This is a genomic window from Citrobacter sp. Cpo091, from assembly GCF_030332645.1.
In the GTDB taxonomy this organism is placed as follows: Bacteria; Pseudomonadota; Gammaproteobacteria; order Enterobacterales; family Enterobacteriaceae; genus Citrobacter; species Citrobacter portucalensis.
Genome location: NZ_JAOWHL010000034.1, coordinates 589,501 through 605,653, shown reverse-complemented (window position 1 = coordinate 605,653; position 16,153 = coordinate 589,501). Strand labels below are relative to the sequence as shown.

The 16,153-nt window shown below is 53.9% G+C and carries 12 protein-coding genes; 5 read left to right on the top strand and 7 right to left on the bottom strand.

The annotated features are described in order from the left end of the window. Positions 1 to 89: 89 nt before the first annotated feature. From fbpC to OGY04_RS13455, 6 genes are all read right to left on the bottom strand, one after another. Entirely contained in the window at positions 90 to 1,136 is a 1,047-nt protein-coding gene (fbpC, locus tag OGY04_RS13480; RefSeq protein ID WP_000192349.1) for a ferric ABC transporter ATP-binding protein, read from the bottom strand. A gap of 11 nt (positions 1,137 to 1,147) precedes the next feature. Beyond that, positions 1,148 to 3,226, bottom strand: a complete 2,079-nt coding sequence (locus OGY04_RS13475; RefSeq protein WP_032942495.1) for an ABC transporter permease — start codon at positions 3,224 to 3,226, stop codon at positions 1,148 to 1,150. A gap of 68 nt (positions 3,227 to 3,294) precedes the next feature. Continuing rightward, a complete protein-coding gene (locus OGY04_RS13470) occupies positions 3,295 to 4,326 on the bottom strand; it encodes an ABC transporter substrate-binding protein (RefSeq protein WP_003830932.1) in 1,032 nt (343 codons plus the stop codon). Further along, positions 4,323 to 5,627: an MFS transporter family glucose-6-phosphate receptor UhpC gene (uhpC, locus tag OGY04_RS13465; RefSeq protein ID WP_003830933.1), complete on the bottom strand. Its 1,305-nt coding sequence runs from the start codon at positions 5,625 to 5,627 to the stop codon at positions 4,323 to 4,325. The genes OGY04_RS13470 and uhpC overlap by 4 nt, the downstream gene beginning before the upstream one ends. Before the next feature lie 85 nt (positions 5,628 to 5,712). Next, the gene (locus OGY04_RS13460; protein WP_286585385.1) at positions 5,713 to 7,254 is read right to left on the bottom strand and encodes an MASE1 domain-containing sensor histidine kinase; all 1,542 of its coding nucleotides are present in this window, start codon (positions 7,252 to 7,254) and stop codon (positions 5,713 to 5,715) included. Beyond that, positions 7,254 to 7,883 (bottom strand): response regulator transcription factor, encoded by a 630-nt coding sequence (locus OGY04_RS13455; protein ID WP_008783889.1) that lies wholly within the window; start codon positions 7,881 to 7,883, stop codon positions 7,254 to 7,256. Before OGY04_RS13455 ends, OGY04_RS13460 begins: the two co-directional genes overlap by 1 nt. 337 nt (positions 7,884 to 8,220) lie before the next feature. On the opposite strand from OGY04_RS13455, the gene tauA reads away from it, so the two are divergent. Genes tauA through tauD form a run of 4 tightly spaced genes read left to right on the top strand, consistent with a single transcriptional unit; the run spans position 8,221 to position 11,639 of the window. Next, entirely contained in the window at positions 8,221 to 9,183 is a 963-nt protein-coding gene (tauA, locus tag OGY04_RS13450; RefSeq protein ID WP_003830936.1) for a taurine ABC transporter substrate-binding protein, read from the top strand. Positions 9,184 to 9,196: 13 nt separating this feature from the next. Then, positions 9,197 to 9,964 carry a taurine ABC transporter ATP-binding subunit gene (gene tauB / locus OGY04_RS13445; protein ID WP_032942501.1) on the top strand — a complete coding sequence of 256 codons (768 nt, stop codon included), beginning with the start codon at positions 9,197 to 9,199 and terminating at the stop codon, positions 9,962 to 9,964. Beyond that, a complete protein-coding gene (tauC, locus tag OGY04_RS13440) occupies positions 9,961 to 10,791 on the top strand; it encodes a taurine ABC transporter permease TauC (RefSeq protein WP_008783892.1) in 831 nt (276 codons plus the stop codon). Before tauB ends, tauC begins: the two co-directional genes overlap by 4 nt. Next, a complete protein-coding gene (tauD, locus tag OGY04_RS13435; protein ID WP_057067134.1) occupies positions 10,788 to 11,639 on the top strand; it encodes a taurine dioxygenase in 852 nt (283 codons plus the stop codon). Before tauC ends, tauD begins: the two co-directional genes overlap by 4 nt. Positions 11,640 to 11,716: 77 nt before the next feature. Here tauD and hemB read toward each other — a convergent pair whose 3' ends face one another. Then, the gene (gene hemB, locus OGY04_RS13430) at positions 11,717 to 12,691 is read right to left on the bottom strand and encodes a porphobilinogen synthase (protein WP_003830941.1); all 975 of its coding nucleotides are present in this window, start codon (positions 12,689 to 12,691) and stop codon (positions 11,717 to 11,719) included. A gap of 500 nt (positions 12,692 to 13,191) precedes the next feature. Between hemB and ehaB the strand changes: the two genes are divergently transcribed. Beyond that, the gene (gene ehaB / locus OGY04_RS13425; protein ID WP_286585384.1) at positions 13,192 to 16,113 is read left to right on the top strand and encodes an autotransporter adhesin EhaB; all 2,922 of its coding nucleotides are present in this window, start codon (positions 13,192 to 13,194) and stop codon (positions 16,111 to 16,113) included. Positions 16,114 to 16,153: the final 40 nt, after the last annotated feature.

Sequence of the window (16,153 nt, the reverse complement as noted above, 5' to 3'; positions counted from 1 at the left end):
CGTTCATTGTAGGCCTGATAAGCGCAGCGCATCAGGCATTGCCGGATGGCGGCACAAGCGCCTTATCCGGCCTACAAAGCCACAAAACGTTATGCCGCATCCGCCAGAACAAACATGCCGTACGGATGGATTTCGAGATAATACTGCTCGCCGACGTCCGGTTGCAGGCGCGTAGCGTTGACCTGCAATAAAATCTCCTGCCCGTGCCATTCCACCGTCACTTCATACTGCGGCCCCATATAGGCGACATGGCGGATCACGCAGCGCTGGCTCTCTTCGCCGCGATCGCTGAGCGTGATCGCTTCCGGGCGCACACCGACCATCCCTTCGCCCTGTGTACCAAAGTGCAGCGGGCGCGGCAGATGATAGCCGTAGATATCAACGTATCCGTCGCTGAAGGTTGCCGGGAACAGGTTGGCATCGCCCATAAAGCTCGCCATAAAGCGGGAGGCGGGCTGGCGGTAAAGATCCTGCGGTGAGCCGATCTGCATGATGTGTCCCTTGTTCATCACCAGCACGGTATCAGAAACCGCAAAGGCTTCGCTCTGATCGTGGGTGACGTACAGCGAGGTGATATCAAACTGCTTTTGCAGCTCGCGGATCTTGTCGCGCATGCTGCGACGCAGGTTGGCGTCGAGGTTACTCAACGGCTCATCAAACAGCAGCACTTTCGGCTTGAGGATTAGCGCGCGGGCCAGCGCCACGCGCTGCTGCTGACCGCCGGAGATCTGATCGACAAAGCGGTCTTCGAATCCTTCCAGATCCACCATCGCCAACGCCTCTTTGACGCGGGCTTTCAGCTCTGCGCGCGGTACACCGAGCATTTTCAGGCCATAACCGACATTCTCTCCCAGCGACATATGCGGGAACAGGGCATAGGACTGAAACACCATGCAGATATCGCGCTGCTGAATAGAGCGATGGGTGACGTCTTCGCCATCAATGAAAATTTGCCCTTCGCTCGGTTTTTCCAGCCCGGCAACCAGGCGCAAAATAGTGGTTTTGCCGCAGCCGGATGGTCCGAGCAGCGTCACCATTTGCCCCTGCGGGATGGTGAGGTTGATATTGTCGATTACCGTATTACTGCCAAATCGTTTAGTGACGTTGCGCAGTTCAACGAAATTTTTCTGAGTCATAGTACGCTCCATTACGCCTGGTTTTTGGCTTTTGAACGGGAGGTACGTGATTCACCGATCAGCCAGTCAAAGATGAAAATAATCGCCAGCATCACCACGATCAGAATGGAACCGTAGGCAATCGCTACACCGTATTCGCCATCTTCCACGCGGTTCAGGATGTAGGCCGTCGCTACGCGGGTATCCGGCGTGACGAGGAACACAATGGCGCTGACGGTGGTAATGGCGCGCACAAAGCTGTAAATCAGCGCCGAGAGGATCGCCGGGCGCAGCAGCGGCAGCAGGATGTGCGTAATGGTACGCAGGGAACCGGCGCGCAGGCTGAGTGAGGCTTCATCGAGCGATTTATCGATTTGGCCCAAGCCCGCGATGCCTGCGCGGATACCGACCGGGACGTTACGCATTACCATCGATATAATGACAATCGCCGCCGTACCAGTGAGGTACACCGGGGCGCTGTTAAAGGCCAGAATGTATGACACGCCCGCGACGGTGCCCGGAACGGCAAAGCACAGCATGGTGGTGAACTCGATGGTCTTCTTACCTTTAAACTGTTGGCGCACCACGATCCATGCGATCAGCAGGCCGAAGATCGCGGTGATCGGCGCGGCAATCCCGGCGTAGAGCAGGGTGTCGAGCAGTGAAGGCCACGCGCCGTCGCTCATCCCCTGACCGAACAGTTTGGTAAAGTTCGCCAGCGTCAGGGTGTAGTCCACGCCCCAGTTGACGGTGAAGCTACCGTAGAAAATGCTGCCGTAGAGCAGGGCGTTAAAGGCAATCCACACTGCCAGCAGCGCGACCACGCTCCATACCAGCGTTACCGGCAGCGGCTGTACGTCGCCCCGGTAGGATTTGCCGGAAACGGTGACGTATGAGCGTTTACCAATCCACATATACTGCACGCAAAACACCAGCAGCGAGAACAGCAGCAGGAAGGCACCCAGCGTACTGGCGGCCTGGTAGTCAAGCTGCGAACCGGTGATGTAGAAGTAGATTTGCGTTGCCAGCACGTCGAAGTTACCGCCGAGCACCAGCGGGTTACTAAAGTCGGCCAGCGACTGCACGACCACAATCAAAAAGGCGTTAGCCAGTGCGGGTTTTAGCAGCGGGACAAACACGCCGTTAAAGGTCTGCCAGCGGCTGGCACGCAGGGTGTATGACGCTTCTTCCAGCGACGGATGAATGGTTTTGATTGCTCCGTCGAGGATCATAAACGCCATCGGCGTAAAGGCCAGAACCTGCGCCAGCCAGATGCCGGTAAAGCCATACAGCCAGTTGGTGTTGGTTAAACCAAACCATTCGACCATAAACTCGGTGATGTAACCGGAGCGTCCCATCATCAGCGTGACGCCTAAACCGACGACAAACGGCGGAGTGACGATCGGCAAAATCGAGAAGATACGTCCGATTATGGCGCTACGTCTGGCGATACGGGTGGTGTAGATAGCCAGTACCAGACCAAAGAAGGTACAGCCGACGCCGACGGCAATCGACAGCATAATCGAGTTGAGGATCACCTGAATGATATGTGCCTGCGACAGCACATTCATAAACGCCAGCGGGGCAAATTCCCCGGCGTCGTTGGTGAACATCGGAATGAAAATGGCGATGCTCGGCCAGACGATAAAAATACCGATCAGCGCGACAATCGCGGTAAGTGAGCCGATGACGAAACGGTCACCGCCCAGCCATTCGAGGCGGGTGAGTGCCAGGGTCATGATTGCGCCAAGCGCGACAAACAGCACGATGGTGGCATAGCCTAAGCCGCGACCCTCAAGGGTGGCGCTGGCGACAATAAAGGCCATACAGAAAAATGCCCAACCCGCGTCAAGATAATGGCGGCTGCGCTGTTCGCGCCTGGCTTCATGGAATGGGCGCACCAGCAGCAGGCTTGGCAGCAGATACCACAGCCAACTGATATTGAACTGCGACCAGCCGTAGGCGGTGAGTATTTCCTCCCGCGTTGACTCCAGCAGACCGTAGTCCAGGCTCCAGCTAGGCAGCAGGGCAAACGCCAGCCAGCCGAGCAAAACCCAAAGAAATATCGCATCCCGTTTTTTCACGGGATGGAGTGCAAGTGTGTGTGACATAGCGTTTCCGGTAATGTAGGCCGGGTAAGGCGTTTACACCGCACCCGGCAAATGAACGCAACGTGGGCTTATTTACCCATCTTAACTTCGCTAACCCACTTATTGATCAACGCCTTACGTACGTCAGTCGAGCCGTACTTATCCATGTCGTAATTGATAAGCTTCAGGTCGTCGAGCTTCAGCGAGTTAGGAGAGGTCTCGGCAGTGGTGTTGGTCAGGATCTGATAGGATTTGCCTTTCTTCCACGCCAGCTCCTGTGCGTCTTTCGACAGCACCCAGTCAACGAACAGTTTGGCGTTGTCGACGTTGCGAGCGCCTTTCAGAATGCTGACGCCGCCGATTTCATACCCGGTGCCTTCGCAGGGGGAAATCAGCTCCAGCGGTGCGCCCTGTTCTTTTTCCAGCGAGTAGTCGTGCAGGAAGCCAATGCCGATAGCCGTTTCGCCGCGAGCGGCGTTACGCGCCGGGGCAATGCCGGATTTGGTGTATTGAGAGACGTTGGCATTGAGCTGTTTCAGGTAATCAAAGGCCTGATCTTCACCCCACAGTTGAGCAAAGGTCGCCAGCGCGGTGTAGGCGGTACCGGAGCTTTGCGGGTCAGCAATCTGGATTTCGCCTTTGTATTCCGGTTTGGTCAGATCCTTCCAGCATTTTGGCACCGGCAGGTTTTTCTCTTTCAGGCGCTGGGTGTTGACGCCAAAGCCCAGAATACCGACGTAAACCGCCGAAGAGAGGTTACCTTTGACCTTCGCGGGATCGCGGAATTTCTCCATGATCTGTTCGAGGTTTGGTGATTTATACGGCTGCAGCAGACCCATTTCACCGGCCTGGGATTGCGGATCCAGCGTACCGCCGTACCACACATCCGCCTGCGGGTTTTTCTTCTCTGCATCCACTTTCGCCAGCGTACTGCCAGAGCCGTTGCGAATGAATGAGGTTTTCACATCATATTTTTCACCGAAGGCTTTGGTTTCGGTTTCGCACATCTCGTTGGTGGCGCTGCAATACACCACCAGACGGCCCTGCGCCTGAGCTGCGTTGCTGAAGGCCGCCAGCGTCAGAGCGGAAGCAATCAGGGTAGAGGTAAGCGTCAGTTTCATTGTTTTATCCTTTGACTGAGAGAAGGGGTAATGCCCGCAATGAGCAACGGCATCAGCAATAAACCCATAAATACAGCGGCAACCGAGAGCAAACTGAACATTCCCGACCAGCCGTAATGTTCTATGACCAACGACAGCGGCCAACCCGCCAGCGCGGCCCCCAGATAGGCGAAAAGCCCGAGAAAACCGGTAATTGAACCTGCCGCCGCTTTGTGTCCGCATTCAACGGCTGCGAGGCCAATTAGCATCTGTGGGCCAAACACAAAAAAGCCCACGGTAAAGAAGCACACTGCCAGTAACGCGTAGTGGTGCACCGGGGCCAGCCACAGGGCGGCGACGGAAACCATCAGCCCCAGCGTGAACAGCAAAATCATCGGCGCACGTTGACCGCTGAACAGCAGATCCGATCCCCATCCGGCAAACAGCGCCCCCAGCAAGCCGCCAACTTCAAACAGCATCACCGTGGCATTGGCGCTGAGCAGATTCACGCCGTGGCTTTCGGTCAGCCAGATGTTGCCCCAGTCGTTGAGCGCAATGCGGATCAAATAGACCAACACATACGATACGCCGAGCAGCCAGATCATCGGGTTTTTCAGCATGGTGGTACGTAACATTTGCCACAGCCCCATCGGCGGGCTTTGCTGCTCCTGACGTAGCTCCAGCGGGTCATGCCGCCATTCCCCAACCGTGGGTAATCCTTCTTCCTGGGGCGTACCTTTCAATTGCAGGGTGAGCCAGATTCCCAGTGCCATACTGATTATCCCCGGTGCCAGCATGGCCGCCTGCCAGCCCCACCAGTGGGCGGCAAAAGCGCTAATTAGCGGGATAATAGCGCCACCGATGTTGATTGACATATTCCAGCAGCCCCACCAGAAGCCACGTTCGTTGCGCGAGTACCAGTGGGTCAGTAGTCGGGCACAGGGTGGCCAGCCCCAGCCCTGAAAAAATCCGTTCAGCGTCCAGACCACCAGCAGCAGCGTCAGCGATTCACCAAAGGCGAACAGCACGTTTAAAACGCCGGTGGCAAACAGACCAATACCCATAAACGCGCGCTGTCCGTGGCTGTCGTGCCACAGCCCGGCGGTGAATTTCGACAGACCATAGGTCAGATAAAACAGTGACCCAAGCAGGCCGATATCGCCTTTATCCAGACCCAGATCCGTTTGCAGCGCCGGGAGGACGTAGTTAACGCTTTTGCGCGTCAGATAAAACGCGGCGTAACCAATTACCATACACATCAGCAGCCGGGGGCGTAGCGCCCGGTATTGTTGGTCTGTTTCGCTGGCTGAGCGTGTATGCATGGCAGTCTCCGTTTGTGCTGACTATAGGAAAGTGAAAGCAAAAGGGGATGAGAGAAAGTCCGCAGTGACTAAGACTTTTTCCTGGTTAGCGACTGGTTTGTTGCAAATTTGTGGGCAAGTTAACAATTACTCGCGTGCCGTTGTTTGATTCGAGCGTCAGTTCACCGCCAAGGGCGCTCACCCGCTCACGCATCCCCTGGATACCGAAACCGGGAATTTTTTCTGGCAGAATACCAACGCCGTTGTCAGCGACGTCCAGAAACAAGCAATGTTCCCGCAGGCGCAGCGTAATCGACACATCGCTGGCATCGGCATGTTTACAGACGTTATTGAGTAACTCCTGCAACAGGCGATACAGCGTGAAGCGCACCGTTTCGTTTTCTGGCGTATTTTCTAGCTGATAATCAAAGCGGCAGCGAATACCCCGTTCAGCAAAAGCAAATTCATTCACCAGATGATGTAGTGCATCTTTAAAAGACAGTTCATCGAGCGCGGGGGGGCGCAGTTGGCGCAGCAACTGACGGGTGGAGTGATGAATACGCCGGGCCAGGTCGTTGATTTGATTCGCAGCCTCAAGCGTTTGCTCACGACCCGGTGCGCGTTTGACCAGTTGCGACTGAATTTGAATGGCGGTGATGTTCTGGCCTATTTCGTCATGTAGTTCGCGCGCTAAACTTTTTCGCGTGTCTTCCTCGGTACGAATCAGTTGTTCTGTCAGCGCGCGACGCGCCGCCAGTTCGGTTTCCAGACGCTGGCGATAATGGTGCAGGTTTTGCGCCAGATGCTGCTGGCGGCTGATGGCGATCCCCAGGCCTATGCCGAGTAGCGCCTGGGTGGCGAGGAAAATCTCCAGCTCCAGTAAGTTACTGAACCCGACGCCGATTTGCCGGGCGATAGTGATCATCATACTGCCGAGCAATCCTGACAACACGCCGCCCTGCCAGCCAAATTTCCACGCCATCACCACGTTTGGTAAAAACACCACGATTAGCAACAGGCGCTCGATCTCCGGCGACAGCACCATCTGAGTACCGATGCCAATAATAAAAAACAGGCTACACCAGATGATAAGCGAGGTGCGCAGCGGGGGATTGGTGGTATCCAGCCCGAGCAGATGATAGCGGTGCTGCTGGCGCAGAAATTCATAGATCAGATAAACAAACGGCGTCAGCAACACGCCGCCGGTAAACGACGCCAGGCCAATCAGCGTTGCCGGGCTCTGGATAAACGGTGAAAGCAGGGCGGTATTGAGCAATGAGGTGAGCGTTACGGCGGCCAGCAGCAGCGTTAAGCGTTGCCAGTAAAGGGGAAAGCGGTGCCAGTATGACTGGCCGATGCTCGCTGGAATCAGGCTAATTAACGGCGCAGCCAGCAGGATATAGCCATTCAGTAATTGCTCGCTGTGCAGCCAGAACAACATCAACACCGGCGGCAGTATCAGCGCGGGCCAGTAACGGCGAGAAAGCAGAATTAACAGCGCGAGATAGACGCCGTGTGGCAGAAATAGCGCCGCCTGCTGGCCGTTGTGGGTCAGATAAAACCCCAGCGTCCACAGCATCAGCCAGCCCGATCCCCAGGCCAGCAGAATAAACAGAGAAATAACCCAATGCCGAAGGTTACGCGACATTAATGCCCCGTCAATAGCTGGTGGTCGAGGGCAAAATGCACCAGATCGATGGTGCTGTGGCATTGCAGTTTTCCCAGCACGTTCGCCCGATGAACGTGCACCGTCTTGTGGCTGAGGTCGAGCTTGAAGGCGATCTCTTTTACGCTGTCACCTTTAACCAACAGATCAAACACTTCACGCTCGCGCGGGGTCAGAACTTCCAGAACCTGCGCGGGCTGCTCGCCGCCGCGTAGCGCCCGTAGCGCATCGGCACACAGGTAATGGCCGCCCATGCCTACAGAGCGTACTGCCTGCACCAGCTCTTCCGGGCCGCAGCGTTTGGTCAGGTAGCCGCTGGCGCCTGCGTCCAGCGCGCTTTGCACAAACGTGGGCGAGTCATAAATGCTGAGAATAATGGCGCGAAAACCGGGCTTCTGCGCCCGCAGTCGTTTTAACAGGCTCAGACCATTTTCATCCGGCATGGCGATATCCATTACCGCGACGCTGACATCATCATGCAGAAGTGCAGGCCAGGCTTCCGCCGCGCTGCTGTACTGACCGGTAACGTTCAGATCGTCTTCGAGACTGAGTAATTGCGCAAAGCCGGAACGCACCACCACATGGTCATCCACCAGCACAACATGAATCATGATATTGCTCTCTTGCTGACAATGGCCTCTATGATGCCTGCCAGCGCCGCGCTGGCAATCATCGTGGCGCGGATATGTAACGAATGTAACAAAATCGCAATAATTTGCCGGGTGTTGTAGCGAGTGTAGGCCTGATAAGCGCAGCGCATCAGGCATTGATTGCCGGATGGCGGCGCAAGCGCCCTATCCGGCCTACGTTCTGTAATGAGCGAAATAGCTAACTATTGCCGCTTTTTTTCTAAAAACGCTTTGTTCTTAGCCAGAATTTTTAATTCCTTTATCAAAATGTGCCGCAACGAAATACTGCCTCCATAACAAGACAGGGGAGCAGACAATCATGGCTATTTCATCGCGTAACGCACTTCTTGCCGCACTGGCATTCATCGCATTTCAGGCGCAGGCGGTGAACGTCACCGTTGCTTATCAGACCTCCGCCGAACCTGCCAAAGTGGCGCAGGCGGACAACACGTTTGCCAAAGAGAGCGGGGCGACCGTTGACTGGCGCAAATTCGACAGCGGGGCGAGCATCGTTCGTGCGCTGGCATCCGGTGATGTGCAGATCGGTAATCTTGGCTCCAGCCCGCTGGCGGTCGCTGCCAGTCAGCAGGTGCCTATTGAGGTTTTCCTGCTGGCATCAAAGCTCGGCAATTCTGAGGCGCTGGTGGTGAAGAAAAACATCAGTAAACCGGAAGATTTGATTGGCAAACGCATTGCCGTGCCGTTTATATCCACCACCCATTACAGCCTGCTGGCGGCGTTGAAACATTGGGGGATTAAACCCGGCCAGGTGGAGATTGTGAACCTGCAACCACCAGCGATTATTGCCGCATGGCAGCGCGGAGATATTGATGGTGCATATGTCTGGGCACCTGCGGTCAACGCGTTGGAAAAAGACGGAAAGGTGTTAACCGACTCCTCGCAGGTTGGCGAGTGGGGGGCACCGACGCTGGACGTGTGGGTGGTGCGCAAAGATTTTGCCGAGAAGCATCCTGAGGTGGTGAAAGCCTTTGCCAAAAGCGCTATCGATGCCCAGCAGCCTTATATCGCTAATCCTGATGAATGGCTGAAGCAGCCGGAGAATATCAGCAAACTGTCGCGTTTGAGCGGTGTACCGGAGGCGGATGTTCCGGGGCTGGTGAAAGGTAACACTTACCTGACACCGCAACAGCAAACCGCTGAGCTAACCGGCCCGGTGAACAAAGCGATTATCGACACCGCGCAGTTCCTTAAAGAGCAGGGCAAAGTCCCCGCTGTCGCGACAGATTACAGCCAGTACGTGACCGATCGCTTCGTGCAATAAAAAGGAGGCGATGATGCTGCAAATCTCTCATCTTGCCGCCAGCTACGGTGGAAAACCGGCGCTGGAGGATATCAACCTGACGCTCGATAGCGGTGAACTGCTGGTGGTACTCGGGCCTTCCGGTTGTGGGAAAACCACGTTGTTAAATCTGATTGCTGGGTTTGTGCCGTATCAGCATGGCAGCATCACGCTGGCGGGTAACAGGGTTGATGGTCCGGGGGCAGATCGCGGGGTCGTGTTCCAGAACGAAGGTCTGCTGCCCTGGCGTAACGTCCAGGACAACGTGGCTTTTGGTCTGCAGCTGGCGGGCGTGGACAAGCCGCAGCGTCAGCGTATTGCCCTGGATATGTTGCAGAAAGTCGGGCTGGAGGGCGCGGGAAAACGCTTTATCTGGCAACTTTCCGGTGGACAACGTCAGCGCGTCGGCATTGCCCGGGCGCTGGCGGCCAACCCGCAGCTGTTGCTGCTGGATGAACCCTTTGGTGCGCTCGACGCCTTTACCCGCGAGCAGATGCAAACCCTGCTGCTGAAGCTGTGGCATGAGACTGGCAAACAGGTGCTGCTGATTACCCACGATATTGAAGAAGCGGTGTTTATGGCGACAGAACTGGTATTGCTGTCCCCAGGACCAGGCCGGGTACTGGAACGTCTGCCGCTCAATTTCGCCCGTCGCTTTGTGGCCGGAGAGTCGAGCCGCAGCATTAAGTCCGATCCGCAGTTTATCGCCATGCGCGAGTACGTGTTAGGTCGTGTCTTTGAACAACGGGAGGCATTCTCATGAGCGTGGTGATTAATGATAAACCCCGTCGCCAGCGGGTGCTGAACTGGCGCTGGCCGTTCTCGCGGCAGATTACCTTAAGCCTTGGTACGTTGGCCGTCATTCTGGCGGTGTGGTGGACGGTGGCGGCGCTGCAGTTAATCAGTCCGCTGTTTTTACCGCCGCCGGGACAGGTTTTACAAAAGCTGATCGTCATTGCCGGGCCGCAAGGGTTTATGGATGCCACGCTGTGGCAGCATCTGGCGGCGAGTCTGACGCGTATTGTTATCGCGCTGCTGGCGGCAGTGCTGCTGGGCGTTCCGGTTGGGATCGCGATGGGGCTGAGTCCGACAATGCGCGGCATTCTCGATCCGATCATTGAACTGTATCGTCCGGTTCCTCCCCTGGCCTATTTACCGCTGATGGTCATTTGGTTTGGCATCGGTGAAACCTCCAAGATCCTGCTGATCTATCTGGCGATTTTCGCCCCTGTGGCGATGTCGGCGTTGGCGGGGGTGAAAAGTGCGCAGCAGGTGAGAGTGCGCGCCGCGCAGTCGCTGGGGGCCAGCCGTGCGCAGGTGCTGTGGTTTGTTATTTTGCCGGGGGCATTACCGGAGATCCTCACCGGGTTACGCATCGGGCTTGGCGTGGGTTGGTCGACGCTGGTGGCAGCTGAACTGATCGCTGCCACGCGAGGGTTAGGATTTATGGTGCAGTCAGCCGGTGAGTTTCTGGCAACGGATGTGGTGCTGGCAGGGATCGCGGTCATTGCCGTTATCGCATTTATTTTAGAACTGGGTCTGCGCGCGCTTCAGCGTCGCCTGACGCCCTGGCATGGAGAAGTACAATGAGTGAACGTCTGAGCATTACCCCGCTGGGGCCGTACATTGGCGCACAAATCACTGGTGCGGATTTGACGCGCCCGCTGAGCGATAATCAGTTTGAACAGCTTTATCATGCGGTACTGCGCCACCAGGTGGTGTTTCTGCGGCAGCAGGTGATTACGCCACAACAGCAGCGGGCACTGGCGCTGCGTTTCGGCGATCTGCATATTCACCCTGTCTATCCACATGCCGAAGGGGTAGAGGAAATTATCGTGCTGGATACCCATAACGATAATCCGCCGGATAACGACAACTGGCACACCGATGTCACCTTTATCGACACGCCGCCTGCCGGGGCGATTCTGGCAGCAAAAGAGCTGCCATCGGCCGGGGGAGACACTCTATGGACCAGCGGAATTGCTGCTTATGAGGCATTGTCTGAGCCGTTTCGTCAGCTGTTGAGTGGCCTGCGGGCAGAGCATGATTTCCGTAAATCGTTCCAGGAATATAAATACCGCAAGACACCAGAAGAGCATCAGCGCTGGCTGGATGCGGTGGCGAAACATCCGCCATTGCTACATCCGGTGGTGCGGACCCATCCGGTAAGCGGTAAACAGGCACTGTTTGTGAATGAGGGATTTACTACGCGAATTGTCGATGTGACGGAAAAAGAGAGCGAGGCGTTACTAAGCTTTTTATTCGCCCATATCACCAAACCGGAGTTTCAGGTGCGCTGGCGCTGGCAGCCCAACGATGTGGCGATTTGGGATAATCGCGTCACGCAACATTATGCCAATGCGGATTATCTGCCGCAGCGGCGTATTATGCACCGGGCGACGATCCTCGGGGATCAGCCTTTTTATCGGGCGGGGTGATTGTTGGTGGGATTTTACTTATCGGGCCTGGAACTGTCGGCCCGATAAGGCGAAGTCGCCATTCGGCAACAAAGTGGTTAGCGCAGGATTTTTTTCTCAGCCAGATCCAGTGCGAAGTAACTGAAGATCAGATCCGCGCCAGCGCGTTTGATCGAGCCTAAGCTTTCCAGAACCACTTTCTCTTCATCTATTGCACCTGCCATCGCCGCGAATTTGATCATCGCGTATTCACCGCTGACCTGATAAGCGCCAATCGGCAGCTCGGTGCGCTCGCGGATATCACGCAGAATATCGAGATACGCGCCAGCCGGTTTCACCATCAGGCAGTCTGCGCCCTGGGCTTCATCCAGCAGCGATTCGCGAATCGCTTCACGGCGATTCATCGGGTTCATTTGATACGTTTTACGATCGCCTTTCAGCGCCGTGCCTGCAGCTTCACGGAACGGGCCGTAGAAAGAAGAGGCAAACTTGGTGGAGTAGGACATGATCGCAGTATCGGTGAAGCCCGCGGCGTCCAGCGCCTGGCGAATCGCCTGTACCTGGCCGTCCATTGCGGCGGAAGGGGCGATGAAATCTGCGCCCGCTGCTGCGGCAACGACTGCCTGCTTGCCGAGGTTAGCAAGGGTTAAATCGTTATCAACGCCGTGTTCGCATAATACACCGCAGTGACCGTGCGAGGTGTATTCACAGAAACAGGTGTCGGACATGACGATCATTTCCGGTACGGTCTGCTTACAGATACGCGACATGCGCGCCACCAGACCGTCTTCTTTCCAGGCATCGCTGCCGGTCTCATCGGTGTGATGAGAAATCCCGAAGGTCATGACCGAGCGGATGCCTGCATTAGCAATACGTTCGATTTCGCGCGCCAGGTGTTTCTCTGGTATGCGCATCACGCCGGGCATGGCGTCGATAGCTTTGTAATCGTCGAGTTCTTCTTCAACAAAGATCGGCAACACCAGGTCATTTAAGCTGAGTGTTGTCTCTTCAAACATAGCGCGCAGCGCAGGGGATTTGCGCAGGCGACGAGGGCGTTGGATTAGGTCTGTCATGGTATGCCTGATGTTTGTGGAATCGAAGGCCGTAGTATACCCGAACCTGAGGGCGAGGGGTTTACGAAAGTTGGCGTTATGCCGAGGTTATGTTGATGTTATCAATGCTTGGTATTATGTGTTATCTCTATTTTTGCAATTATGACTATTTTAAATAGTGATTAGTTTTATGGTGAATTTAGTTTAATTTAATTTTTAATTAAGTGGCGAGATTTAACGGTATTTATTTGCTGACGTTTGATTTTTAAGCTAATCATAATTTCAATATATTGTTTCGCCAATGGTTTTACATGTAACTGTCTAAAATAAAAATGATTTTTACGTTTATTTGCTGTTTCGAATAATTTGCATATCTATTGTCCGTAATCGGACTTAAACCAAAGAATAATTGAACCTTTCCTTTGTGAAACCGCATAATCTTCCCCGCGAAACATAAAATGTTTTCTTTGCATTGATAATTGATGGATCAACTATATTACGTCCCTGAGGAGGGATGACAAATGCACACTTGGAAAAAGAAACTTGTAGTCTCACAATTAGCATTAGCCTGCACTTTGGCAATCACTTCTCAGGCGAATGCTTCAACTGATATCTCTGGGACCACCTACACAACGTTTGCTCATTATAATGACGCATCCTATGCGGATGGCGTCTATTATGATGGATATGTTGGTTGGAACAATTACGACACCGATAGTATTTATAACGGTGATATTTATCCGGTAATCAATAACGCCACTGTCAACGGCGTTATTTCTACTTATTATCTGGATGATGGACTGTCAACTAACAGCAATAACAATAGCCTGACGATTAAAAACAGCACCATTCACGGTATGGTGACATCCGAATGTATGACCACGGATTGTACTAACCGTACGGGTACTGACTATTACTACGATCGCCTGGCGATGAACGTCATCAATTCAACTATCGATGACAACTACGAACATTATACCTACAACGGTACGTATAATGACGCAGCTGACACACACGTTGTCGACGTTTATAACCTGGGTACAGCTATCACGCTGGATCAAGAAGTTGATCTGTCTATCTCCGCCAACTCTCATGTCGCTGGCATAACCCTGACTCAGGGTTACGAGTGGGCAGATATTGACGATAATACCGTCAGCACTGGCGTAAACAGCAGTGAAGTATTTAACAACACTATCGCTGTCAGCGATTCTACCCTGACCTCTGGTTCATGGACTGACGAAGGCACCACCGGTTGGTTTGGTAACACCAGCAATGCAAGCGACTACAGCGGCTCTTATACTGCAGACGATATTGCATTAGCGGTTATTGCTAATCCAAATGCGGATAACGCGATGCAGACCACCGCAACGTTTAACAATTCCACACTGATGGGTGATGTGCTGTTCTCCAGCAACTTCGATGAGAACTTCTTCCCGAACGGTGCTGACACTTATCGTGATACCGATGCTGACCTGGATACCAATGGTTGGGACGGTACTGACCGTCTGGATCTGACTCTGAACAACGGCAGTAAGTGGGTCGGCGCGGCAATGTCCGTGCACCAGGTTGACACCGATGGTGACGGCGTTTATGACAGCTACGCTGCAGGCACTGAAGCCACCGCTACGCTGATCGACATCACCGCTAACAGCCTGTGGCCGGATTCAACCTACGGTATTGATAGCGACACAACTTCTTATGACGAAAATGGTCATGTAGTTGGCAACGCTGTCTACCAGAGCGGCCTGTTCAACGTCACGCTGAACGGTGCTTCACAGTGGGATACTACCAAAACTTCCCTGATTGATACCCTGAGCATCAACAGCGGTTCTGTCGTCAACGTGGGTGATTCTGAGCTGGTTGCTGACTCTATCTCTCTGACCGGTGCTTCTGCACTGAACATCAACGAAGATGGTCACGTTGCGACGGATACGCTGTCTATCGACAACAGTACTGTCACAATCGCCGATGATGTTTCTGCTGGCTGGAATGTGCTTGAAGCTGCGCTGTATGCAAACACCATTAACGTCACTAACAACGGCGTTCTGGATGTGGGTAACAGTACCGGTAATGCACTGCAGGTTGATACCCTGAACCTGACTAGCTACACCGACGCTTATAACCATGTTAACGCGGGTGTTTTCGACATCAACAGCACTGACTATGTGCTGAATGCTGATCTGACCAACGATCGCACTAACGATAAATCTCAGTCTAACTACGGTTATGGTGTGATCGCGATGAACTCTGATGGTCATCTGACTATCAACGGTAACGGCGATTCCGACACCTCAGGCGATCAGTCTGAAGTTGATAACTATGGTGACCATGTAGCGGCCGCAACCGGTAACTATAAAGTCCGTATCGACAACGCGACTGGCGCTGGTTCTGTTGCTGATTACAAAGGCAAAGAGCTGATCTACGTTAATGACGCTAATACCACCGCGACCTTCTCTGCAGCTAACAAAGCTGACCTGGGTGCTTACACCTATCAGGCACAGCAGCAGGGTAACACCGTTGTTCTGCAGCAGATGGAACTGACAGACTACGCGAACATGGCGCTGAGCATTCCGTCTGCTAACACCAATATCTGGAACCTGGAACAAGATACCGTTGGTACTCGTCTGACTAACGCGCGTCATGGTCTGGTTGATAACGGTGGTGCATGGGTTAGCTACTTCGGTGGTAGCTTCGATGCAGATAACGGCACCATTAACTACGATCAGGATGTTAACGGCATCATGGTCGGTGTTGATTCCAAAATTGATGGTAACAACGCTAAGTGGATTGTCGGTGCTGCAGCAGGCTTCGCGAAAGGTGATATGAGCGACCGTACCGGTCAGGTGGATCAGGATAGCCAGACTGCCTACATTTACTCTTCTGCTCACTTTGCCAACAACATCTTTGTTGACGGTAACTTAAGCTACTCTCACTTCAACAACGATTTGACTGCTAACATGAGCAACGGTCAGTATGTTGATGGCAGCACCTCTTCTGATGCCTGGGGCTTTGGCTTGAAACTGGGTTATGACCTGAAGCTGGGTGACGCAGGTTACGTAACGCCATACGGCAGCGTATCCGGTCTGTTCCAGTCTGGTGATGACTATAAGCTGAGCAACGACATGAAAGTTGATAGCCAGTCTTATGACAGCATGCGTTATGAACTCGGTGTCGATGCAGGTTATACCTTCGCTTATAGCGACGACCAGGCGCTGACTCCGTACTTCAAACTGGCCTACGTTTACGACGACTCTAACAACGATTCTGACGTAAACGGCGACTCTATCGACAACGGTGTAGAAGGTTCTGCGGTACGTGTTGGACTGGGTACTCAGTTCAGCTTTACCAAAAACTTCAGCGCATACACCGATGCTAACTACCTCGGTGGTGGCGATGTTGATCAAGACTGGTCTGCAAATGTTGGTGTTAAATATACCTGGTAAGACATCTCTTGTTGTTAAAGAAAAGATAATCTAACTCAGA

Coding starts and splice junctions, on each gene's coding strand:
- fbpC (WP_000192349.1), bottom strand. CDS start 1,136: ATGACTCAGAAAAATTTCGTTGAACTGCGCAACGTCACTAAACGATTT.
- OGY04_RS13475 (WP_032942495.1), bottom strand. CDS start 3,226: ATGTCACACACACTTGCACTCCATCCCGTGAAAAAACGGGATGCGATA.
- OGY04_RS13470 (WP_003830932.1), bottom strand. CDS start 4,326: ATGAAACTGACGCTTACCTCTACCCTGATTGCTTCCGCTCTGACGCTG.
- uhpC (WP_003830933.1), bottom strand. CDS start 5,627: ATGCATACACGCTCAGCCAGCGAAACAGACCAACAATACCGGGCGCTA.
- OGY04_RS13460 (WP_286585385.1), bottom strand. CDS start 7,254: ATGTCGCGTAACCTTCGGCATTGGGTTATTTCTCTGTTTATTCTGCTG.
- OGY04_RS13455 (WP_008783889.1), bottom strand. CDS start 7,883: ATGATTCATGTTGTGCTGGTGGATGACCATGTGGTGGTGCGTTCCGGC.
- tauA (WP_003830936.1), top strand. CDS start 8,221: ATGGCTATTTCATCGCGTAACGCACTTCTTGCCGCACTGGCATTCATC.
- tauB (WP_032942501.1), top strand. CDS start 9,197: ATGCTGCAAATCTCTCATCTTGCCGCCAGCTACGGTGGAAAACCGGCG.
- tauC (WP_008783892.1), top strand. CDS start 9,961: ATGAGCGTGGTGATTAATGATAAACCCCGTCGCCAGCGGGTGCTGAAC.
- tauD (WP_057067134.1), top strand. CDS start 10,788: ATGAGTGAACGTCTGAGCATTACCCCGCTGGGGCCGTACATTGGCGCA.
- hemB (WP_003830941.1), bottom strand. CDS start 12,691: ATGACAGACCTAATCCAACGCCCTCGTCGCCTGCGCAAATCCCCTGCG.
- ehaB (WP_286585384.1), top strand. CDS start 13,192: ATGCACACTTGGAAAAAGAAACTTGTAGTCTCACAATTAGCATTAGCC.